Annotated in this window: 19 protein-coding genes; 8 read left to right on the forward strand and 11 right to left on the reverse strand. The window is 65.2% G+C overall.

Translation table 11 applies throughout. The features are described 5' to 3' along the window. Positions 1–66 precede the first annotated feature (66 nt). The 6 genes from AC0KUR_RS20655 to AC0KUR_RS20680 all read right to left on the reverse strand — a co-directional run bounded on the left by AC0KUR_RS20655 (position 67) and on the right by AC0KUR_RS20680 (position 5,227). Positions 67–1,065, reverse strand: coding sequence for a hypothetical protein (locus AC0KUR_RS20655; protein WP_431642888.1), 999 nt, complete (start codon positions 1,063–1,065; stop codon positions 67–69). Continuing rightward, positions 1,065–1,970 carry a recombination directionality factor gene (locus tag AC0KUR_RS20660; RefSeq protein ID WP_431642885.1) on the reverse strand — a complete coding sequence of 302 codons (906 nt, stop codon included), beginning with the start codon at positions 1,968–1,970 and terminating at the stop codon, positions 1,065–1,067. Before AC0KUR_RS20660 ends, AC0KUR_RS20655 begins: the two co-directional genes overlap by 1 nt. A gap of 59 nt (positions 1,971–2,029) precedes the next feature. Continuing rightward, positions 2,030–2,257 carry a hypothetical protein gene (locus AC0KUR_RS20665; RefSeq protein ID WP_440658746.1) on the reverse strand — a complete coding sequence of 76 codons (228 nt, stop codon included), beginning with the start codon at positions 2,255–2,257 and terminating at the stop codon, positions 2,030–2,032. Positions 2,258–2,269: 12 nt separating this feature from the next. Beyond that, entirely contained in the window at positions 2,270–3,262 is a 993-nt protein-coding gene (locus AC0KUR_RS20670) for a YqaJ viral recombinase family nuclease (RefSeq protein WP_440658747.1), read from the reverse strand. Positions 3,263–3,334: 72 nt separating this feature from the next. Then, positions 3,335–4,300 carry a DUF932 domain-containing protein gene (locus tag AC0KUR_RS20675; RefSeq protein WP_431643453.1) on the reverse strand — a complete coding sequence of 322 codons (966 nt, stop codon included), beginning with the start codon at positions 4,298–4,300 and terminating at the stop codon, positions 3,335–3,337. 117 nt (positions 4,301–4,417) lie between these two features. Next, positions 4,418–5,227: a hypothetical protein gene (locus AC0KUR_RS20680; protein ID WP_431643451.1), complete on the reverse strand. Its 810-nt coding sequence runs from the start codon at positions 5,225–5,227 to the stop codon at positions 4,418–4,420. A gap of 353 nt (positions 5,228–5,580) precedes the next feature. Between AC0KUR_RS20680 and AC0KUR_RS20685 the strand changes: the two genes are divergently transcribed. Then, positions 5,581–6,204, forward strand: a complete 624-nt coding sequence (locus AC0KUR_RS20685) for a hypothetical protein (RefSeq protein ID WP_431643449.1) — start codon at positions 5,581–5,583, stop codon at positions 6,202–6,204. Positions 6,205–6,208: 4 nt separating this feature from the next. Here AC0KUR_RS20685 and AC0KUR_RS20690 read toward each other — a convergent pair whose 3' ends face one another. Further along, positions 6,209–6,460, reverse strand: a complete 252-nt coding sequence (locus tag AC0KUR_RS20690) for a topoisomerase DNA-binding C4 zinc finger domain-containing protein (RefSeq protein ID WP_431643447.1) — start codon at positions 6,458–6,460, stop codon at positions 6,209–6,211. A 774-nt stretch (positions 6,461–7,234) separates the two neighbouring features. After that, the gene (locus AC0KUR_RS20695) at positions 7,235–8,092 is read right to left on the reverse strand and encodes a LysR family transcriptional regulator (RefSeq protein ID WP_059556698.1); all 858 of its coding nucleotides are present in this window, start codon (positions 8,090–8,092) and stop codon (positions 7,235–7,237) included. A 130-nt stretch (positions 8,093–8,222) separates the two neighbouring features. Between AC0KUR_RS20695 and AC0KUR_RS20700 the strand changes: the two genes are divergently transcribed. Together AC0KUR_RS20700 and AC0KUR_RS20705 are read left to right on the forward strand one after the other, a co-directional pair. After that, positions 8,223–8,801, forward strand: a complete 579-nt coding sequence (locus AC0KUR_RS20700; RefSeq protein ID WP_175029055.1) for a DUF4865 family protein — start codon at positions 8,223–8,225, stop codon at positions 8,799–8,801. Further along, a complete protein-coding gene (locus tag AC0KUR_RS20705; RefSeq protein WP_257786268.1) occupies positions 8,798–8,923 on the forward strand; it encodes a hypothetical protein in 126 nt (41 codons plus the stop codon). Before AC0KUR_RS20700 ends, AC0KUR_RS20705 begins: the two co-directional genes overlap by 4 nt. Positions 8,924–8,988: 65 nt before the next feature. On the opposite strand, the gene AC0KUR_RS20710 is transcribed toward AC0KUR_RS20705, so the two are convergent. From AC0KUR_RS20710 to AC0KUR_RS20720, 3 genes are all read right to left on the reverse strand, one after another. Further along, the gene (locus AC0KUR_RS20710; protein ID WP_473376361.1) at positions 8,989–11,190 is read right to left on the reverse strand and encodes a glycoside hydrolase family 3 C-terminal domain-containing protein; all 2,202 of its coding nucleotides are present in this window, start codon (positions 11,188–11,190) and stop codon (positions 8,989–8,991) included. 450 nt (positions 11,191–11,640) lie between these two features. Further along, positions 11,641–12,699 carry a glycosyltransferase family 2 protein gene (locus AC0KUR_RS20715; RefSeq protein WP_034191566.1) on the reverse strand — a complete coding sequence of 353 codons (1,059 nt, stop codon included), beginning with the start codon at positions 12,697–12,699 and terminating at the stop codon, positions 11,641–11,643. 75 nt (positions 12,700–12,774) lie between these two features. Then, on the reverse strand, positions 12,775–14,031 hold the full coding sequence (locus AC0KUR_RS20720) for an oligosaccharide flippase family protein (RefSeq protein ID WP_034191694.1): 1,257 nt from the start codon (positions 14,029–14,031) through the stop codon (positions 12,775–12,777). A 488-nt stretch (positions 14,032–14,519) separates the two neighbouring features. On the opposite strand from AC0KUR_RS20720, the gene AC0KUR_RS20725 reads away from it, so the two are divergent. From AC0KUR_RS20725 to AC0KUR_RS20745, 5 genes are all read left to right on the forward strand, one after another. Then, a complete protein-coding gene (locus AC0KUR_RS20725; RefSeq protein WP_034191565.1) occupies positions 14,520–16,370 on the forward strand; it encodes a serine aminopeptidase domain-containing protein in 1,851 nt (616 codons plus the stop codon). Between the two features lie 192 nt (positions 16,371–16,562). After that, positions 16,563–16,970 (forward strand): hypothetical protein, encoded by a 408-nt coding sequence (locus tag AC0KUR_RS20730; protein ID WP_154233833.1) that lies wholly within the window; start codon positions 16,563–16,565, stop codon positions 16,968–16,970. Between the two features lie 98 nt (positions 16,971–17,068). Beyond that, on the forward strand, positions 17,069–18,277 hold the full coding sequence (locus tag AC0KUR_RS20735; protein WP_059556445.1) for a polysaccharide biosynthesis/export family protein: 1,209 nt from the start codon (positions 17,069–17,071) through the stop codon (positions 18,275–18,277). Between the two features lie 55 nt (positions 18,278–18,332). Further along, on the forward strand, positions 18,333–20,600 hold the full coding sequence (locus AC0KUR_RS20740; protein ID WP_473376362.1) for a polysaccharide biosynthesis tyrosine autokinase: 2,268 nt from the start codon (positions 18,333–18,335) through the stop codon (positions 20,598–20,600). 61 nt (positions 20,601–20,661) lie between these two features. Further along, positions 20,662–22,014: a hypothetical protein gene (locus AC0KUR_RS20745; protein ID WP_034191562.1), complete on the forward strand. Its 1,353-nt coding sequence runs from the start codon at positions 20,662–20,664 to the stop codon at positions 22,012–22,014. The last annotated feature ends 1 nt before the right edge of the window (position 22,015 follow it).

Genomic DNA, 22,015 nt, shown 5'->3' on the forward strand with positions numbered 1-22,015 from the left:
CCAGGCTTGGCTGGATGCGAGGACGTCCGGGGGAATTAAGAAAAGAGAACCGGGCGAAAGCCCGGTTTATGCCGGCAGGTTGAGTTCGGCGAGTCGCCGGCGAAGTGCCAACGCTTTGGCTTGTGAACAGCCGAGGTGGATACGGATGTCTGCGACGGTGGGGCGGACCAGACCGGCCGCAACGTCGTGCGCGAGTCGAGTCACCGCGTCGTCAGGCCGTGTCACGATCGACGGCCTTTCATTCGGATCGTCTAAATTGCGACTAACGGTCTCACCCGTTTCCATCATCGAACTTGCCGCCGCGACTGTGGGTACCGCCGTAGTCATGGCTGCGACGACCGGGATTTCCATGGGAGTCGCGTCACGGGACGTCGCTTCGGCAGAAGAGCGCCCGAGCACGATGACCCACAGCAAACAGGCGGCGCTTTCCAGTACGGTCGCGAACGTCAACCCCGACAGCAGATCGACACGCGCAGTCGTCGCACCGAGTAACGCCGCGAGTCGCGACGTGACCGGATCGACGAGTAACGCGTCGCGCTGATCGGTGACTCGATCGCGTTCGGCTTCGACGTGTCGCACCTCGTCGGCTTCTGCGTTCAGCGCGTCAAGTTTCGCGACCAGCGTCACGTGGCGTGCCTCTTGCATCACGCAGTCACGACGACACCGTAGTGCGTCGATTGTCGCGAGCTGCTGCATGATCGTGGCCCGATCATCCATGACGACGGTCAGGCTACGGCGCGGTGCGGGCGGGAAAGCAACTGCAGTGGCCATCCGCCGGGCACCTGCATGCTGCTGGGCAAGCAGAAAGAAGGTGACGTGGCCGTAACAGGCGGTTGCCATGCATGCCAACCACAACAGGCCGCCGATCACTCTGACGCCAAGCGGCTTACCTCGGATGAGCGCCGGCAGTAGATGCGCGCTCGTGATGAGCACCACGCCAATCGCGATCCAGATGAGCCGTTCCGGCCACGTGCCACCGCGTTGCCAACCCGCCAATACAGACAGACTGAGCGCAGTGGCCGTGGCCGACATCGCCAGAGCAATAATCCAGCGAGATGACCGCATCATGCTGCCTTGCCGCCCAGCAACACGGCTTTGCGCTCGAGCTTGCCGCGCAGCGTCGCGGATTGACCGGTATCGTCGCCGCTTCCGGTATCCGGATGGCCCGCCGACTCGGGATAGAACTCCTCGGCCACGGCGGCGCGTTCGTCAGGACTGTCTTCGAACGCGCCATTCGCGAAGCCAGACCGTGCTGCCGCGTCGAGTGCGGCCTGATCGAACCCTGCCGCTCGCCGCCGCGCATCGAGTTCGCGCGCCTGCATCAGCGTGTCTTCGAGCGTACTGCCCGATCGCACGCCTAGATCGACGTAATAGATTGCGGACCGATAGCTCTGCGTGGTTGATTTTCCGCGCAGCCGAAGCTCCAGCGACAGACTGGCGAGCAGGTTGCCGGACACGGCACGGAAGTAGTGCAACCGAGCGGCAAGGGTGCGAATCGAGTTGTACGAGGTGGTGCGGAAGATGAACGAACCCATCTCGTCTTCGTCGCCAACGATCACATTCAGTCGCGCATAGGGCTTGCAACCGCCCTGGCGCGCGAAGGCACAGCCGTCCGGCGACGGGCAGGGTAGGTTTTCGATGCCGGCGTCACCCGCGCGACGACACGTTTCCCCGTTGCCGACGCACACCGGCCGCCCGGTGTCCCGGTCGAACAGGCTGTAGTCGGCACGCAGGTTGAGATCCGGATCGTTGAAGAGCATGCGGACCGGAATCGCGCGGAGCTTGCCGGACGCCGCCTTGCGCAGCGTTTCATTCAGTGGATGCAACATCCACTCGCCACGCTGTTGTACCTGGGTGGTGAGCGTGAACTGGTCGTCCTTCTCGGGAATGCGCTTGCCGTTTTTCTCGACGATGCGACCGATGGAGATGCGCCCGACAACGGGCGGAGTGATAGCAAGACCTTTGAGCATGATGGCCTCTAAGCTGAATAGGTAAAGTGGAGGGATGCGATTTCGAGTTGCCGCACTGGCTACCGAGCGAAATGTGCTTCGAGCTTGTCGTGGATCTCGCGCGCGACGCCTTGCCAGGCTTGAACGCTGATCATCGGGTGAACGCCAAATTGCGCTTGCAACTGGTCGAGTGGCACCGTCGCAACCCGCTCGGCATGCTTGCTGAGCGCGTCCATGACGAACGCCTGGGCAAGCGCGCCATATCGTGAAAAAGTCATGATGTCGGTGAGACATTCGAGATTTGTCATGGTCGGTAGGGGTTAGGTAGAAATGAGGAAGCGCCGAGAACCGGGCTTCGAGATGGCGTATTGCTGTTCGAGCGAGGGGTGATCGGCCAGTAGCCGCTCCAGATCGATCGACGACGAATCCTTGCTGCGCTTGAATGAGACCGAGCCGGTTTCGAACAGGGCTCGCGTGGCGTCCCCCATGGCTTCCTGGATTGCCTGCTTGAACTGCGCCTCGAGCTGCTGGCGCGTCTCGATCTCGGTCCGTACGACGACCAGATCGGCAAACACGGAAGACAGGTGACGATCACCGCTGAAATCGATCGTTTCGCCGTTGCCGGGATACAGATGGCGTAGGGCGCGATCGGCTGACTCCGATCCGTCTGCGGGCGGTGGCGTATCGCTCTCCACGAAACGCCAGAAACGGGCTTCGAGTTCGACCAGTCGCTCGATCAATGCCTCGTCCCGTTCGATCCGATGAACTTCCAGTGCCTGGCCGCACAACAGGACGGCGACGTGTGCAGCAGATTTGCCTGTTACTGCAAGCTGATGCTGAACCTGAATTTGTACGTACTCGGGCACGCCTTCCCGCCAGAGCCGGGCCCCGAACTCTCCCGCTGTCTTACATTCGAGAATCTGGACGTCGGGCACGCCAACGATCTCCCGGTCGAGGTTGGCGAGCATGAAAGGGATCGTCGGGTGACGCAGCACGGCGTTGATCCGTCGAACTCGATTGCCGGTCTGCTTGGTGTAGGACGCGGCGACAATAGGTTCGAGTAACGTGCCCCAGTAGGTCGGCGAACTTGTGTCGTCCGGATCGGGCCCGGGCAAACCGTCCGCGCGGCCGGTCTTGTCGAGCCATAGCTCAAGCGGACTCATATAGGGATTCAGGCCCACTGCTGCCGCGGCGTCCGATCCACCAATGCCGGTGCGTCGAACCGCGAGCCAGTCCTCGCGCGATAGCTCGGCGGTTCTGGCAAGCTTCAATGCAGGGCGTCGCGAACGAACGCGACTGGATGGTATGCTCATGAAACCTCCAGAAACAGAACGGCCCGGCAGGCGAACCTGACCGGGCCGGGGTGAGTGAATACGAGACGGGAGCTATACGACGAGCTTGAGCGCTTCGTCCCAGGCTTTTTGCTTGATAAGCGCGCCTTGCCCGAACCATGCGGCATCGCGCCGGTGGTCGTCGCTGCGAGCGCGGCGATGGTGGTCGACATACTCGGTGATGCTGTTGAGCAGCCCCCAAGCCGTACCGGATGCGGAGGGCAGCTGCGCACCTTTGCCGCGCCCGGCATAGAGTTCGCTCACCGCACGGAGTGCCCGTTCGTTGACTGTCGTCCCGTCACGCTCGCCGGGATTCGTGACGGTGTAGGTCAGCACCCGCCGGAAGAAGGCATCGGCAGCCGAATCGGTTACCTTGCGCTCGGCCATCGCCTTCGTGCGGACCATGAATGCATCCCACGACGACACGGCGATTCCGAGCTGACGTTTGACGGCGGTGGCATCGAACTGCGAACGATGGGGTACCTTGACGACACCCGTGCCGTCACCGAGCGCGATCGCCAGCGTGTTGTTGCAGACAACTCGGACCGAGGTGAATTGCGCCGTCGTGGCGAGTGTGCCATCACAGGCGGTCGCCAGCAGCAGATAGCCTTTGACGTTATCCTTACCCTTCAATATGCCGGATTGACCGGTGTTGGCGAGTGCCCAGAATTTGCGACCCTCCTTGAGCACGCCAGCCGTTTCGAGTTCGAATCCGCCGACTTCCGTCAGGTCTCGGTAGAACTCGAGGATCTCGCGGGGTTGGACGACCTGATAGCGCGCGGAGACAACGGACAACGGTGCCTTGGTATCCGACCGATACAGCACCTTCTGGTCGGGAAAGGCGTGGATCGAGCCGATGCCGGCGGAGCCGGACACGTACCGGACTTCGGACGATTCGATCGACCAGTTCATACCGGCGCGATCGGCCCAGACGTCGATCGGTTGGTTGGCGGCGAGGCGGTTGCCGAGACCGTGCCAGGGCTCTCGACCGACGTAGGCCATGGTTTGGAGGAGATGCATTGAATACTCCTTTTCGATAGAAATGGCATAGCGCCCGACTAATGTCGGGCAGATTGGTTTGAATGAGCGGGGAGCGGAAGAGGCGGATGGCGAGAACGACTGCCACGACGGCGGTGATCAGCGGTATTGCGCGCCGAAGGTGTGACCGCACGATACGCACCGGTAATTGTCGAGAAGACTGTCGTCAAGTACGCCGCCGACAGCGGAACCAGCGACCGAGCCGGCTGCGCTGCCAATCAACCCGGCGATGACGGCGCCCGTCAGGCCACCGAACACAGCGCCAAGCGGACCACCAATGGCACCGACGGCCGCGCCCGCCTCGGCCCCGGACAGCGCCATGGCGACACCGCTCGTCGCGCCGGCGACGCTGCCAAGCGTACTGCCAGCTTTCCGGCCGACGTTGAGCACGTCGACATGGGGGGAGTCACATTGAGGACAGGCTCGTGTCTCTCCGCTAGGCGACAGAGCCCCTGTCGCCCACGCAGGCGCGTACGAGAAGTGAGTGGAATCGGTAGCTGTTGTTTTGGACGAATGGGGCGTAGCCGGGAACGACGATGGAGAGTCGAGAGGTTCGTTGCGTGCTGGCGATTCAAAACGGCGTCGAAAGGATTGGGTTTCGAACGATTCACTGTCGTCGGGAAATGGATCGGGTAAACAGCGAGTGGGGTAGTCTGATGTCTGAGAGGATGTCGGCGGCGTATGTCGAAAAGCATGTAGTGCGTGATCAGGGTAGGGGGTTTGGGCTTCCCATTCTTCGATCGTTGGATCGAGTAGCTCGTACTGAACCGGGGAGGTAACGGTGATAGGTGTAGGCGACGTTGGGGTGGGCGTTGGAGTTGCGCGCCGCCTGAGAAACAGCAGGATGCCGGTAGAGATAAGAATTGCGACAACGGCATTGCCAATGGCGAAGGTAAGAATGGGATGCATGGGGAGTTCCTGAGCGAAGTGCGCCGATGCGGGAGTGCAGCGGTGGAGCGGCTGTAGCCAACCGTACTCAGATAGGTCATATGTGACCGAGAAAATCTACATTGACGCGAGAACACGAACGATAGGATGAGGAGGGCCGTGATTGACACGAGACAGGCTAGGCGTGACACGTCGGTCGGCTGCGGTGTGGCCGCCAAATGAACAAGCATGCCCTTCCCCTTGGGGCTTGCGGTTGCTATTTGCTGTGTTGCCTCCTTCAATTCCCGGCCCCATTCGACGTAGAATCGTCTGATAATTCGGTGGCTCGTTGCCGCTTGGGGTGTCGGAACAGGTAGGAATTTACGAGGACGTAGATGCAAGAGGAAGACGAGTTGCAGTCCAGGGTCGACCGCTGGTTAGGCAAACTGTCGTTGATGAGGCTTGCTCGCCACCAAGAAATCCTAGAGACCAATGCGGAGCTCCACACGGCCGAAGTCAACAAACGAGTTCAGGTAGCTAAAGCAGAGGGCTACGGTGAAGGAAAAGACGACGGTGACTCAGTGGGCTTCGATCGTGGCCTTGAGAAGGGGCGCGAGGAGGGGCAATTGTTGGAGCGCGCGGAGCAGGCGGAGGCTGCACGGCAGCGGGAGCAAACGGAGGCTCGTAGGCGGCAGCAGGAGGCGGCCGAACGTGCGCGCTGGCTCGTTGCCGACAAGCCAATTGGTATCGACGAGCGCATGTCAAGCGAGATCCGTCAGGACGTCGTCTCGTGTACCGGGCAGAATGCCCGTGATCGACAATGGGACATGATCTTGTCGAATCACCCGGCGACTACCGACCGCCTGGGGCGAATCATGCGGGTGGACCGTGGCCCAGCGTTCTCCGGGGCAACGAGCACTGAACCCTGGCAAGACCGAAGGCAAAACGGCGGCAACCCAACGAGTAAAAGGCGCAGGTACGGAACGCGACCAAGCGCCTATCTGTGCGAGTTCGGTTGACTATTCAGCGAGCCCTTATCGCCTTCTCCGACGCAAGCAGTGGCGCGTTTCCCCGCTTCTTGTACTTGCAGGCAGGGAAGTTGGAACAGGAACGAAACTCCCCATAGGGGCCGTTGCGCAACACCCGAACCCCTTGCTTGCACGAGGGGCATTCCTCCTCCTGAACGACCTGGTCGTCGGTGTCGGTGATCGACACCGCGCCGTCCTGCTCGAGTTCCCGCAAGAAGCTCGAACGCTGACCGCGTGCCGTGAACATGGCCCCACGCTGCGCCGCGCCCTAGTCAGGGCCACGTAGAACAGTCGGCGCTCTTCCCCGTCCGGGTAGTTGTCCCCGGCGGGCATGGCCAACGCCAGTACTGGATCGTCAGCGCGCGTGTTCGGGAAGCTACCGTAACCAAACCCATGTGGGAGCGCTGAGCTTCAGCAACGTGCCCGACGTTGTCCATAGGGCTTCTAGGACGGTGGAGCCGGGTGGCGATGTTGATTGGCATGGTTTGGCAGTGCTCTAAGATGCCTACATCACGCCTACACAGGCTTGATAACATATTTTCTTTTTAGGGTGTTACTCTATTAACGTATTGTTTTTAAATGTATTTTTTGTGTCTTGACTCGCGAATCTTGCGGATCTCGAGTTCGCGGATATAGGTGGTGGCGAGCGTGTAACTCATGCGCCGCGAGCAACGGGTAAGGAAGTCAAGGTGATGATGGCCTAGCGTGGGATATCGGCCCGCACGTGGATGGCACCTGCACGCGCGGACGGGACGAAACGGGGATTTTACCGTGGTGCGCATCGAAGCATTTCGATGCGGTCGAAACCCGGCTCGGGCGATGTGCCGGATACGAAGACGAAGACGAAGACGAAGACGAAGATGGCCACCGTGCGCGAGCATGCCGCCCGTCGAACGACCGTGGGCTCCCGAGGTCGATCGCGTGGATAGCTGAAGGGCGGCCCCGCGCTCGTTGAACCGTTCGCGCAGCGGGCGCATGGTTTTCCCCGTGAGGGCTTCGGAACGCACCCGTGCGTGCGACGTCAACGTACCCCGATCGACGACCGCAGCGCCGCGCCGAGCGTGCGCAGTGCCTGCCGGGCGCGCGCGTCGGTCAGGCTGGAATGGAGCACCACGTCGCGCGCCGGCAACGGCGGCAGCCCGTATCGCGTTCCGACGTCGACCGTGCCGGCGGGCGCCACGCGATGCCCGAGCGCCGCGACGGCCAGCCCCGCGGATACCGCCGCGCCGATCGTCGCGATACCGCCGCCGACGAACACCTCGGTCCACGGAACACCGGCCTCGTCCAGTGCGCCAACGGCCATGCGCCGCACGCTGCAAGGTTCGGCCTGCGTGGCCAGCCGCAGCGGTTGCGGCGGATGGTACTCGAAATCGGCTGCGGCCATCCAGCCGAACGACTCCGACAGGATGGTCTCGCCGTCGAGCCGCCGGCTGTCGTGCTGCAGCGCGACGGCCGCGTCGAGCTGGCCGCGGTCGAATGCATCGAGCACGTCGCGCGACGCCGCGACGCGGATCTCCAGCACGAGTGTCGGCTCCGCTTCGCTCATGCGTCGCAGCAGCATCGGCAGATCGGCGCCGACGACATGGTGGCTGACGCCGATCACCAGCCGCCGCTGGCCCGTGCCGAACGCGCCGATTGCGCCGTGGTGCGCGGCCACCAGCTCGCGCGCCGGCTCGAGGAACGCGGTGCCGTCGGCCGACAGGCGGACCTGCCGCGGCGTGCGCTCCAGCAGGCGGCGGCCGAGCCCCTCTTCGAGCCGCTTGATCTTCAGGCTCACGGCCGATTGCGTCGTGTCCATCGCTTCCGCGGCTCGCGTGAAGCTCTTGAGGTCGGCGGTCAGCACGAACGCTTGCACGGCTTCGATGTCGAGCGTTTTCATCGCGCACTCATCCATTTAAGAATCGAATCATTGAAATATGATGCCATCGTCTTTTCAAATGATTCAAGGTCTTCTACGCTGTTCGCACGTTTTCCTGAATGTCACCCGTTGCTTTCGCCAGGAGTCGACCATGCTGACCGCGTACTACGTGCACCGCCTGCCGGCGGACTACGACCTCGACATCATCCGCAACCGCGTGCGCGAACGCGGCGCGCTCTGGGACGACACGCCCGATCTGCTGTTCAAGGGGTTCCTGCTGCGCGAGGCCGGCCGTTACGGCGCGACGGAAAACGGCTATGCGTCTTTTTATCTGTGGCGTCACGAACAGGCGTTCGCGCGGTTCGTGACGGCCGGCCGCTATCGGGTCGTGACGGACAGCTTCGGGCGCGCGCCGATCGAAACCCAGGTCGTGCTCGAGGCGCGCAAGGGCCGTGCGTCGACGGGACGCTTCGCGCGTCTGGAAACCCTCGATATTCCGCCGGATGCCGACCTCGACGCGACGCTTGCAGGAGAGATCGCGCGCAATCGCGAAACGGCGGCACGGCAGGGCGTGGTGGCCGCTGTCGTCAGTCTCGACCCGCTGCGCTGGCGACTGACGCGGGCCGTCGTCACGGAGCACGAACCGGACGAGGGTGGCGCGGGTACGGTGTATCAGGTCCTGCACCTGGCGCGGCCGTTGCTCGATACGCTGGAAGCGGGTGGTGCGTGATGGCCGGCATCGGGTCGCGATTGCCGGCCGGCCTGGTGGTTGCTGCGCATCTGGCCGGCGTGGCCGCGGCGATCGTCGCGATGGCCGCGCTCGCGGCGGTGCTGGCGCTGCTGCTCCGGTAACGCCGCTCGAATGATCGGCAAAGACGGGGAGCCGGGCACGCGGCTCCCCGTGGGTTCACCGGCGATCAGTTGCCTTGAAGCCGGATATCGCGCGACGACGCACCGACATACACCGTCCCGCCCGAGACGACCCGCCAGCCGTTACGCGACGTGTCCCACACGCTTTGCATCCGCGGCGACACGGTCACGCGCACGCGCCGCGCTTCGCCCGGATTCAGCCGGATCTTCTCCCAGCCGACCAGCCGTTTCGGCGGCTCGTCCTTGTACGGCACGCCGAGATAGACCTGCGGCGTTTCCGCGCCGGCGACACGCCCGTCGTTGCGCACCGTGAATGCGACGCTCAGCGAGCCGTCCCATTGTCTCGACACCGACAGTCCCGAGTACGCGAAGTGCGTATAGGACAGCCCGTAGCCGAACTCGAACATCGGCTTGATGTTGCGCGCGTCGTACCAGCGATAGCCCATGTTCAGCTTTTCCGCGTAGACGGGATCGTTGTCGAACGCGCCGTTTTGCCCCCAGGTCGGCGAGTCCTGATCGCGCGCCGGGAACGTGACGGGCAGCTTGCCGGACGGATTCACCGCGCCGAACAGCACGTTCGCGATCGCCTTGCCGCCGGCTTCGCCCGGATACCACGCCTCGACGATCGCCGATACGTTGTCCTTCCAAGGCATCAGCACCGGATTGCCGCTCTGGACGACGACGATCGTGTGCGGATTCGCACGCGCGACGGCTTCGACGAGCGCATCCTGGTTCGACGGATTCGCGAGGCTCAGGCTCTGCAGGTCGCCGAAATCCTCGCCGGCCGGTTGCGCGACCACGACGATCGCGACGTCCGAGCGGCCCGCGAGCGCCGCGGCCTGGTCGATCTCCTGCTGCGTGTACGCGCGGAACGGCGACTGCTGATCGCTGTTGCCCGCGTACGTGACCTGCGCGGCCGGCGCGAGCGCGCGAATGGCCGCGACGATCGGCACGTCGACCTTCAGCCACGGATTGCGCCACCAGCTGCAGCCCGTCGACGACCCGAACGTCAGGCCGCCGCAGCCCGCGAACGAACCCGAAACCGGATCGCGCGTGTTGCCGGAGCCGCCGCCGGACAGCACGGCCGCATCCGCGTGGCCGCCGATCACGGCGATACGCGACAGCGCCGCCGCGGCCAGCGGCAACTGGTTGCCGTCGTTCTTCAGCAGCACGATCGACTGCTCGGCGGCTGCCTGCGCGAACCGGTTCGCGGCCGCGAAATCGATCGTGCCGCCGCCCTTGGCCGGATCGTCCATCACGCCGACGCGGATCATCACGGCGAGCTTGCGGCGCACCATGTCGTCGAGGCGCGCGGTCGACACCGAGCCGTTCGCGATCGCCTGCTTGACGGTCGCCGGGGTGAGGTAGACGGTGGGCCCGACGTCTTCTTCCTCGTCGAGCCCGGCGTTGATCGCGGCCGCGGTGCTGTGCGCGGCGCCCCAGTCGGACTGCACCTGGCCCTGGAAGCCCCATTCGTTCTTCAGCACGTCGTTCAGCAGGTGAGGGTTTTCGCACGCATACGCACCGTTCAGGCGGTTGTAGCTGCACATCACGCTGCCGGGGCGGCCGCGCTTCGCGGCGATCTCGAACGGCAGCAGGTAAAGCTCGCGCAGCGTGCGTTCGTCGATCTGCGTGTTGCCGCCCATCCGGCCGTGCTCCTGTTCGTTGCCGGCGTAGTGCTTGATCGTCGCGATGACCTTCTGCCGCTGCGTGGCGAGCGTGCGTTCGGCGAGCAGGTCGCCGGCAAGCAGCGGATCTTCGCCGAGATACTCGAACAGGCGGCCGCCGCGCGGCTCGCGCGCGAGATTGGTGCCGCCCGCGAGGCCCATGCCGAATCCTTGCGCGCGCAACTGGATCGCGACCTGCTTGCCATAGTCGTACGACAGCCGGCGATCCCAGCTCGCGGCGACGGCGATCGTCGCCGGGAACGTGGTGCTGGCCTGCGAGGTGCTGCCGGAGCCCGTCGCCGAATCCACCATGTTGAGATCGGGAATGCCGAGCCGAGGCACACCCTGAATGTAGCCGGCACCGCCGCCCGGCACCTTGGACATTTCGTATTGCGAATGAATGAACTGGAGCTTCTCGTCGAGCGTCATCTTGCGCACGAGCAGGTCGGCGCGCCGCTGCGCGGCGGCTGACGCGAATGCGTCGGTCGCGTCGCCCTGCGAATTGAAATCGGCGTTGCCGGCGTAGGCGGTGGTGCAGAGGGTCGCTGCCAGCACGACGGCCGGCCAGAGGGTGTCCCGCATGTTGCTCTCCATGATCGTATTGCCGGTTGTTCGAATGATGTCTGGAGCTGCGTACGTCCGATGGATTCGCACCGGACGTATTCGGCTGGCGATGCAGGGTGGTTGCGCGTCGGCATGCCAGGCCGGGCGGGGAATCGTTACGGCCGGTTGGGCCCGATCGAACATCGAGGACGGCGACGCGGACCGTCCGACACTGCCGAATCGGATGTAGCGATTCTCTGCAGCGACCAATCGTACGAATGTAGTTTGACTACAGCATCGGTGTTTGTACCGATACGTACGATCTTTTTTCGACGCGGTGGAGCGGTGGGAGGAAAAGGCGGTCAACGTTCCCGATGGGGATCGGATGGCGGGGTAAGAAGTACCTGGATACAGGTGTTTTCATGCGGCAATGCAGCGGTGCAGGAGACCCGTCTCGTTGCGCGTGCATCGAATTGACTCCAGCCGTCGCTAGCGGGCCGCGGTTCGCGGTTCGGTCGTCGGGCGAACGCGCGCGAGCGGATTCGCGATATAGCGAATCGCGCGGTCGCTGAGCGTCGACGATGGCAGCAGGCACGCGAGAGACAGGCCGGTGACGGCCAGTTTCTTGAACGGCCGCCAGAACGGATTGCGCAGCACGGTATGCCAGTAGCGTCCCGAATCGGACAGGAACCAGCGCCAGCGGCGCGCGAGCGGCGCGCGGTACAGCGTGCTCGCGAAGTGCGCCTTTTCGATCGAGAAGTCGAACGGTTCGCCCGGCAGCGCTTCGTGAAGCCGCGAGCCGGCAATGGCACGCAGCGTCGACCATCGGCGCGCCGCCTTCAACGCACCCGTGGCCGCATCTTCCGCATTGGCAAATGCAAGATCGGCCGTGTCGCGGTTGACTTCGCTATCGGCAGGGGTAGCCGGCCGATGAACACGATAGCCGCCGAGCGTCGCGTCGATCATGTGAATGGCACCGAGCAGCGCGATCCCGTAGATCGCATAGAAATCGGCGCCGTGCAGGTTGTCGGGCGTGACGGGTACCGGGAAGATGCGCCTGAGCGCGTCGCTCCGGTATGCGTTACCCGACGCAGGCGGCGACGGATAAAGCCAGCCCGCGCGCAGCAGGCGGCCGCAATCGGTGGCCACGCCCGACTGTGGGACCGTGACGCCCGTCGCGATGCCTTCCCGCGTCATCACGTCGAGCCGGAAATGCACCTTCACGAAGTCGCCGGAGGCGAACGCGGCCAGCACGCGGGCGGCCGCGTCGCGGTAGAGCAGGTCGTCCGCGTCGAGCAGCAGCACGTAAGGGGTCAGGACATGCTCCAGCGCGCGGTTGTAGGCGGCGACCTGGCCGCAATTCTCCTGGAAGACTGCCACGATGCGATCCCCGTACGAGCGGATGATGTCGCGGGAGTCGTCGGTCGAACCGTCGTCGACCACGAGGACGCGGATGTCGTTGGCGGTCTGGGCAAGCGCGGAGTCGATCGCGGCACGCAGATAGACGCCGTGGTTGTAGTTGCAGATTGCAATGGTCAGGTCTGCCATGAGCGGCTCCCGCGTGAATTCGGTTCAGGCATTTCGGCGCGGGGAACGGGTGCCACGCCATCGTGCGGCCGCGTGCTAGCGGCGCGCAATGGAACTGCCGGGCAGCGGAATGCCGGCACGATAGACGACGGCCGCGAGCGCGGCGGCGACTGCGGCCTCCGCGAGCAGAACGGCGGCCGCGGCACCCAGTTCCGCAAAGTACTTCGCGAGGACGGGAAGCAGCACGATGTTCAGGATGCCGGACGACATCAGGATACGCGTGAATGCCGTCTTCATGCCGAGTGGCAGCATGGTCTGCACGCCGAACAGGTCGGTCATGCCGGCCATGAACGGGATGAATGCCATCCAGCGCAGTACGTGAACCGTCGGCTCGTACGACGGGCCATACAGGATACGCACGGCCAGCGGCGCCCCGAAGAAAATCACGAGCGAGATGCCGAGCACCATCACGACCTGTACGACGAACAGTTTGCGCAGGAACGAGAACGCGTCGTTGCGCGCATGCCGCATCAGGTAGTTGATGCGCGGATAGGTGGCGGCCTTCAGCGGCTGGAGCAGGCTGAGCGCCGCGCGGATCAGCTTGTCGCCGGCCGCGAAGTAGCCGGCCGCGACGTTGCCCGACACGAAGCCGAGCAACACGGTGTTGGTCGACGCATAGAACGCAATCGACGTCGACGCGAGAAACACTTGCCAGCCGCCTTTCAGCGATTCGGCGATGTCGGCCACGCCGACGCGGACGAAGTCGATTTCGCGATGAAAGTACAGGTAGACGGCCAGCGCGATCGCCGATAGTACCGGCACAGCGGCGTTGACGATCATCGCGCGATCGATGTCCGCCGGGCTGTGTACGAGCGCGAACATCGCGGGCAGGCTCAACACCCGGCCGACGAACAGGATCACGCTGAGTGCGCGCAGCTTCTCCATGCCCTGGAAATACCAGCCGGGCGTGAATGCGACGCCGGCCACCATGCCGAAGCCGATCAGCAGCAGGTCGCGGTCATCGCCGAAGCGCCCGATCAGCAGGGTCAGCAGCACCAGCACGACGAAGCAGATGGCCGCGATTCCGATCTGCGCATACAGCGTCGCCCAGAAGATGCGTGAGCGCTCGGCGCGGTCGTCGCGTGCGAGTGCTATGCGCGGCGTGGCGGTCAGGTCGAAGCTGTAGCTCGTGCAGTTGGTGAGATACGCGATCACCGCCAGCGAGAACGCGAGCTGGCCATAGCCTTCCGGGCCCAGTGCGTGCGTCAGCAGCGGCGCGATCAGCAGCGGCACCGCATACATCGAAATCTGCAGCGTCAGCAGCAGCAGGAAGTTCTTCTTGAGGTTTGACATTCGCTCGGTCGGCGCCGTTGGGTATCGCATGGCGGCGGGTTGCGTGCAGCCGTACGGATGCGCGGCCGGTCGGCGCTGACCCGGCTGCGAGGATTCGCGAACCGTTCCGGTGCCGGTTTCGACCGGCGATGCCGGCACGGCCACATCGGATGGTGGCCATGATACGGGGCGAGCAACGCGGCATTGTTCGCGAGCCTACCGTTCGCGGATTCCGTTCGCATGACGGAACGAATCGCTAAAGGGGCACGGCGTTGCGTCGTGTCGGTGATGAATGCATTTGTAAGCTGGCGCACCGAAGCCCGATCGGGCCCAATGATCTAATCACACGCATGGAACACGGCAAGCGGGCCGCGCAGGGGCGCGGCGGATGACTGCGGCCGGTTCCTGCCAGCACCGGCCAGCGGCCGGAGTCGCGACATCGTGTATTCCGGTGTCGCCGCTGGCACGGTTGTGCACGGAATAACAAATACTGCTCCGAGGAGTACCGAGTGAAGCCGATAACGTTCGGCAGCTGCGTTGGGTGGCTGCACGAAGGACAGACGGCGCAGGGCGTGATCCTGTGCGAATCGCTGGGCCACGAAGCTGCATGGACGCACAAGCTCATGCGGGCCGTCGCGGAGCGTCTCGCCCGTGCGGGCGTGACGGTGTTGCGGTTCAACTATCCATGCGCCGGCGATTCGCCCGGCGACGACCTCGATGCCGGGCGGCATGCCGCCAGCATCGACAGCATTCATCGTGCGATCGACCTGTTGCGGGACGAAGCCGGCGTGACCACCGTGACGCTCGTCGGCATTCGGGCGGGCGCGCTGTTCGCGATGCTGGCCGCTGCAGGTCGGTGCACGTTGCCGCGCGTCGATGCGGTGGTCGCGCTGTCGCCGGTCGTGCGCGGCCGTGCGTACCTGCGCGAGCTGTCGTTCGTGCATCGTCAGTGGCTCGATACGATGCCGCCTGCGACCCGCGCCGCGCATCGCGACGAACCGTGCATGAACGTGCTCGGACATCGCTTCCCGGCCGAATTTGTCGATGCGCTGAAGGCCGTCGATCTGTGCGACGTCGTGCGCGATGCGCTGGCGCTGCCCGGCGCGATGCTGCTGATCCAGCCGGAGCAGGGCGACGGACCGGCGTTGCGCGACGCACTGCTGGCGCGCGGCGTGAACGTGACGTGCGAACCGTTCCGTGAATGGCCGACGACGATGCTGGACGGCACGCGCTCGCACCTGCCACACGCGGCGATCGACACGGTGGTGAACTGGGTCGTCGCGCGTGCTCCGGGCCGGGGCGTCGCTGCCGGCGTTCCGCTACGCGCCGCCCACGCATGGAGTGGTGAGTCGGCCGTTGCGCTCGACATGGGCGACATGACGGAGCAAGTCGTCGCGGTCGGCCCGGGCCGGCTGGTTGGCGTGCTGTGCCGCCCGGCCGACATGCCGCCTGCCACGCCGGTCGGTCCGGCGCTCGTGATCGCGAACACGTCGACGAATCCACGCAGTGGCGAAGGGCGCTTTGGCGTGCGACTGGCCCGCACGCTGGCGCGGGCCGGCGTGACGACGTTGCGGATCGACGTGAATGGTGTCGGCGACAGCGGGCCCGATGCACCGGACGACCAGTCGGGCGTCGTGTATTCGCCGCAGGCGATCGACGACGTCGCGGCAGCGGCGGACTGGTTGCGCGCGCTCGGTCATCCGGACGTCGTCGCGGCCGGCATCTGTTCGGGCGCCTATGCGGCGTTGCATGCGGCAGTGAAAACGGTATCGCTCGGCGGCGTGATCGCGATCAACCTCGCGCGTTTCGTGTGGCCGGCCGGGCTCACGCTCGAAGCGGCGCAGAAGCAGCGGATCAACTCGGTGCGCGGCTACTGGCTGTCGGTGCGTGACTGGCGGCGCTGGAAGCGGCTCGTCCTCGAACGGCGCGACGTGCGCCCGATCCTGCGCGCGGTGGCCGCCAACGTTATCGCGCGCGTCAGCGTGCCCGTGAAGACGGCGGCCGCGCGCGTCGGCTGGAAGCCGCGCGCCGGTACGCCGCGCGGCGTGATGCGCGAACTTGCGCAACGCAACGTCCGGACGATGCTCGTCTACGGTGCACTCGATCCCGGTATCGACGACGTCCGACGTCACTTCGGCGCGGTCGAACATGCGTTTCGGCGCTCGCGCCACGTGCGCCTGCACCTGATGCCGCAGGTCGACCACGCCTTGTATGGCATTGCGGGAACCGCCGCCGTGATCGATCTCTGCACGCAGGCGTTGAGCGGCGACTGGGGCTGGATGGTAGTACGCGACGCCAATCCGTCGGCACCCGACACGGCCGATCGACCTTATGCGAACGTGTCGGTCAGAAGTTCCTGATGCGCATCGCGCGACGCTGGGCGGTTAGCGGGGTGCGATCCTCGTTCGTATGAAGATCGGCTTTCGGTGGGCTTGATCACAGACGTGCCTGTCGCGCTGGTGTCCAATCCCGTATCGGCGCCCGAGCCATTGCGTCGGCGCGCGACGGGGCGGCTTCAGTTCGTGTCACCACGTTGCGTATAGGGCGAAGCGGTGTACGGCGATGCGTACAGCGTGCCGGTATCCCATGCGCCATCGCCGGGTGCGCTGGCCTCTTTCGGGCGGCCCGGCCGCTTCGGCACGAGCGGCCGGCGCAGCGCCCCGCGGGCACGCGATTCCGGCTCCGCGTCGGCGTGGATGCCGGGAAGCGCAAGGCCGGGCGCAGCGGAATCGGAATTCGGCGTCGCGGAGCTGACCGTCGCCGTCTGGGCGGAACGTTGCCGGGGGATCGGCAGGGCCGGCAAGACTGCCCTCGGCGAGATGAAGGTCGACGTATCGGCCGGGTCGGGGTGCAACGATTGGGCATCGGCGGCGCAGGCGATGCCGGCCGACAGGATGCAGATGAGCGACGAAAGCGATAAAGAGCAGTTCATGACGAATCGTACGGAAGACGTGCGGTGACGAGGGGCGCGCGGCACCGCAATGCGAGCCGCGCAGGCAAGCGTAATGCCGGAACCTGTCGCATTCGGCGGGTTACCGCACAGTTTCGGAAGGACACCATGTCAACGACGACGCAAAGGCAATCGACATACGCGATGCGGCAGTCACGCACGCGCTGGCTGTCGCACGTGGCGCTGGCGGCGACCGTGTGCACGCTGAGCGCGTGTGCGCTTTCACCGGGCATGACGTATCACCCGCCGGCCGAACGCGACGCGAACGCGCGCGTGAGCGCCGACGCATCGGGCGCGGGTGGCCTCGACGGCGTGCAGAACGTGTCGAGCGAAGACCTGATCGAGATCACACCGGCATTCGTCGAGCAGCAGCATGCGGCACAGCATGCGAACGTCGACGCCGAAATCCGCCAGTTGTTCGGTACGCCGAAGCCCTACGTGATTGGCCCCGGCGACGTGCTGAACATCGTCGTGTGGGATCACCCCGAACTGAACCTGCCGACGACCCAGACGACGGGCGGCGGCGATGGCGTGGGCGCGAGTTCGGTCGCGACCGGCTACACGGTGGACGCAAGCGGCAGCGTGCAATTCGCGTATGCCGGCCTCGTGCACGTGGCGGGGCTGACCGAGGCGCAAGCGCGCGCGGTGCTGACCAAGCGGCTCGGCGAGTACGTGCGCAATCCGCAGATCGCGGTGCGCGTCCAGGCGTATCGCAGCAAGCGCGTCTATCTCGACGGCGAAGTACGCACTCCGGGGCTGCAGATCGTCAACGACATGCCGATGACGCTGCCCGAGGCAATCGACCGCGCAGGCGGATTTACCGCGACGGCCGACCGCTCGCAGGTATCAGTGACGCGCGGCGACAAGACCGTGATGGTGAGCCTTCCGGCGATGCTGGCCGCAGGCATCAACCCGACGAACATCCTGCTGCGGGACGGTGATCTCGTGCGCGTGCGCGCGGCGAGCGACAGCAAGGTGTTCGTGCTAGGCGAAGTGTCGCGTCCGGCGACGCTGACGCTGACCGATGGCCGGATGAGCCTTGGCGAAGCGCTCGGCGACACGGGCGGCGTCAGCCAGTACACCGCGGATGCGCGGCAGGTGTTCGTGGTGCGGCGCGGGCCCGGCAACCGGCCGCAGGTCTATCACCTCGACGGACGCTCGCCGGCGTCGTTCGCGCTGGCCGACCGGTTCCCGCTCGAGCGCCGCGATGTGGTGTTCGTCGACGCGTCGTCGCTGGTGCGCTGGAGCCGCGTCGTCAACTTGCTGATTCCGTCGTCCGCGCAGGGTGCGCTGACGGCCAAGGCCATTTCGCCGTGAACCTCGTGACGGATCGCATAATCGCGATGCGTCGCGTCTACGGGACCGATCCTGTATGAACGCTCAGACTCTCCCCGACCCGCACGACGGACCCACGTTGCGGCCGTCCTATCCGTACCGCCGCTACTGGGCCATGCTCCATGGTGGGCGGCGGCTGATTCTGTGCACGGCGCTCGCCGGTGCGCTGGCCGGGACCCTCTATGCGCTCTGCGCGCGCCCGGTCTACCGGACCGACATCCTGTTTCAGGTCGAGCAGAGCCCGACCGAGTCGAAAACGAACTCGCCGCCCGGCGATCCGTCTTCGGTGTTCGACCTGAAAACCGATGCATCGACCGAGATCGAGGTGCTGAAATCGCGAGCGGTGATGGCGCGTGCGGTCGACGATACCAATCTGGCCATCGATGCGCGGCCGCATTACCTGCCGGTCATCGGCTGGCGGCTGGTGAACGCGGCCGACGGGCTGTCGTCGCCGCTGCCCGGCGGTTACGTGTATGGCACGGAGCGCATCGACGTCCCGACCTTCGACGTGCCGAAGCGTTTCGTCGGTAAGCGTTTCGCACTCGTCGTCGGCAACGGCGGCACCTATACGCTGCAGCGCACGGGGTGGCTCGGCAGGAGCGGGCCCGTCTGGCAGGGCAGGATCGGCCAACCACTGCACGTCGAGACACCGCAGGGGCCGCTCGACGTGTTCGTGCGCGAAGTCGCGGGCGAGCCGGGCGCACGCTTCGACTTGACGCGCTACGGCGACGAAGAGGCGACCGCGTGGCTGCAGAAGAACGCACTGATCTCGGAGCGCGGCAAGCAGTCGAACATGATCGGCGTGACGCTCGACGGCCCCGATCCCGTGCACGACAGCCGCGTGCTCAATGCGGTCGGCGACGCGTATCTGGCGCAGAACACGCAGCGCAAGTCCGAAGCGGCCGACAAGCTGATCCGCTTCATGGATGCACAGCTGCCGCAACTGAAGGCGCAACTCGAAAAGGCCGAAAGCCGCTTCAACGCGTTTCGCGCATCGCACGGCACAGTCAATACGAGCGATGAAGGGCTCGCGTTGCGTCAGCAGTCGGTCGACATCGAGACGCGCGTGCAGACGCTGCAGCAGCGCCGCGAGGAATTGCTGACGCGGTTCATGCCCAAGCATCCGGCCGTCGTGGCCGTCGATGCGCAGCTCGCCGATGCGCAACACTCGCTCGACACGGTGCGCAAGCAGATCCAGCAACTGCCGACCGTCGAGCAGGGCGTGCTGCAGCTGCAGCGTGACGTGGCCGTCGATACCGCGCTCTATACGAACCTGCTCAACACGCGTCAGCAGATGATCCTCGCGCGGGCTAGCAAGACCGGAACGGTGCGCATCGTCGATGCGGCAAGGATCGCCGAGACGCCCACCGGGCCGCATCGCGGGATGGCCGTGATCGCGTCGTTGCTTCTCGGCCTGCTGGCGGGCGCCGCGATCGTGATCGTGCGACAGCGCGTTGCCGGCACGATCGGTGATGCCGAGGAAATCGAATGGTCGACGGGCCTGACGGTGTTCGCGGCGGTGCCACACAGCCCGCCGTCTGGACAGAACCCGCCGCCGTCGAAGGCCGCGCGGCGGCGCAACGGGCGCCAGCCGTCACTGCCGACGGCACCGGAGGGCGCGGCGCTCGAAAGCCTGCGCAATTTCCGCACGGCGCTGCAACTGGCGATGCCCGACGCGCCGAATCGCATCGTGCTGATCTCAGGGCCGACGACGGGCGTCGGCAAGTCGTTCGTCGCGGCGAATCTCGCGTCGCTGGCGGGCGCCGCGAAACGGCGCGTGCTGTTGATCGACGCGGATCTGCGGAAGGGTTCACTGCACGAGCAGTTCCGCTTCAGTCGTGCGCCGGGCCTGTCGGATGTCGTGGCCGGCACGCACGGGTTCGACCATGCGCTCAAGCGCGACGCGATGCCCGGTCTCGATTTCATGCCGATGGGCAACGTCGTGCCCGACCCGGGTGAATTGCTGCTCCAGCCCGCGTTCACCGAACTGATCGAGCGCGCCGCGTCACATTACGACATGGTCGTGATCGACGGTCCGCCGCTGCTGCCGGTGGCCGACGCGCTGGTACTTGGGCGTCTGGCCGGAACCGTGTTTCTCGTCGCGCGCAGCGGTGTGACGACGCTGACGGAACTCGACGAAAGCGCGCGACGGCTCGAGCACGCGCAAATCGCCGTACGCGGCGTGATCCTGAACGACTTCAAGGGCTCGCCGGGGCGGTACGACTACGGTTACACGCATGAGAACACTCATCAGGCCGCATCCGGCTACGCAGGCGTAATGGGCGCGCGCGGCCCGGCCCGCTGAGCGGCGGATGCGTGGCGTCGCCCGGCGAGGCGCATGTGCGTGAAGCAATGGAACGGACATCATGAACAAACGAGTGGCGGCCGGCTCGCGAGCGCGACTGCAGCGGCCGGCGAGGCGCGGCGGAGCGGCGCACACCGGCCGCGCGGCCGGTTACGCAGGTTACTGGTGGGAGGATCCGGCACGGCTCGTGCTGCTCTTCATCCTGCCGTTGTACGGGCTGCTTTCGATGAGCCTGCTCGGCGATCAGAAGTCGATCGCGCGCATCTATTTCGACGGGTATTCCGCGTTTGCGGGCGGCCTGTTCCTGCTGGTGCTGACAGCGGCCGCGTGGTTCGCGACGACCGATGCGCAGGTCCGGAAGGGGCCAGGCGACAGAGCGGCCGAGCTGTCGCCGCACGTGCTCGATTTCGTGTTCGCGCTCGCGCTGTTCGGCTATCTCGTGATGATGAGCGGCGTGCTTGCACATCCGGCCGTGCTGCTGTCGTTCCTCACCGGCACGGCGAACACGTTCGAGCTGATCGAACTGAAAGGGCGCGTCACGGGCCTGAGTTCGTTCACGCAGGCTACGGCACCGTTCGTCGCGCTCTATTTCTACGTATTCAGGACGCCGGTCAAGGGCTTCAACCGCTACAAGGCGTACCTGGCCGTGCTGGTCGTACTGACGCTGTTGCGCAGTTTCATCTTCGCGGAGCGGCTCGCGATCATCGAGGTTGCGCTGCCGTTCGCGCTGATGGTCGTGCGGTTCCGGCTCGGCCGCAAGCGGCTGCGACTGCTGGCGCTTGGGCCGTACGCGGCGATCCCGCTGCTGCTCGGCCTGTTCATCGTGAACGAATACAACCGGTCGTGGGAAACCTACTACATCAACATCTACGACAACATCCTCGATTTCGCACTCGAACGCCTGGGCCTGTACTACTCGACGTCGCTGAACAACGGTGCCGGGATCCTCAACGTGCTCGGCTGGGGCAGCGGGCATCCGATGTTCACGTTCGACTGGCTGTTGCACTTTCCGCTGATCGGCGCGACGCTCCAGCCGTGGCTCGACTCGGGCGACAGTGTCGACCTGTTCCTGAACAGCTATGCCGATCCCGAGTTCAACAATCCATCCGGCATCTTCGTCCACTTCTACGAGTGGGGCTGGTTCGGGCTGTTGAACGCGGCGTTCGCCGGCTGGGTGTTCGGGCGCGGCTACGCGGGGTGGCGTCGCGGGAGCGGATTCTGGTGCTGCGCGCACGCGGTGCTGTACGTGTCTCTGATGGAAATACTGCGGATTCCAAACCTGTTCAGTGGCCGGGACTTCGTGCCGATCGTGCTGCTGGTCGTCGTGTTCCGATACTTCGTAAAGCGGCCGGAACGGACATCGTCCGTGGCCGTACGCGGCGCAGCGATCCGGCACACGCCCGACATCGGTTAAC

The organism is Burkholderia sp. YHN3-13, assembly GCF_055810675.1.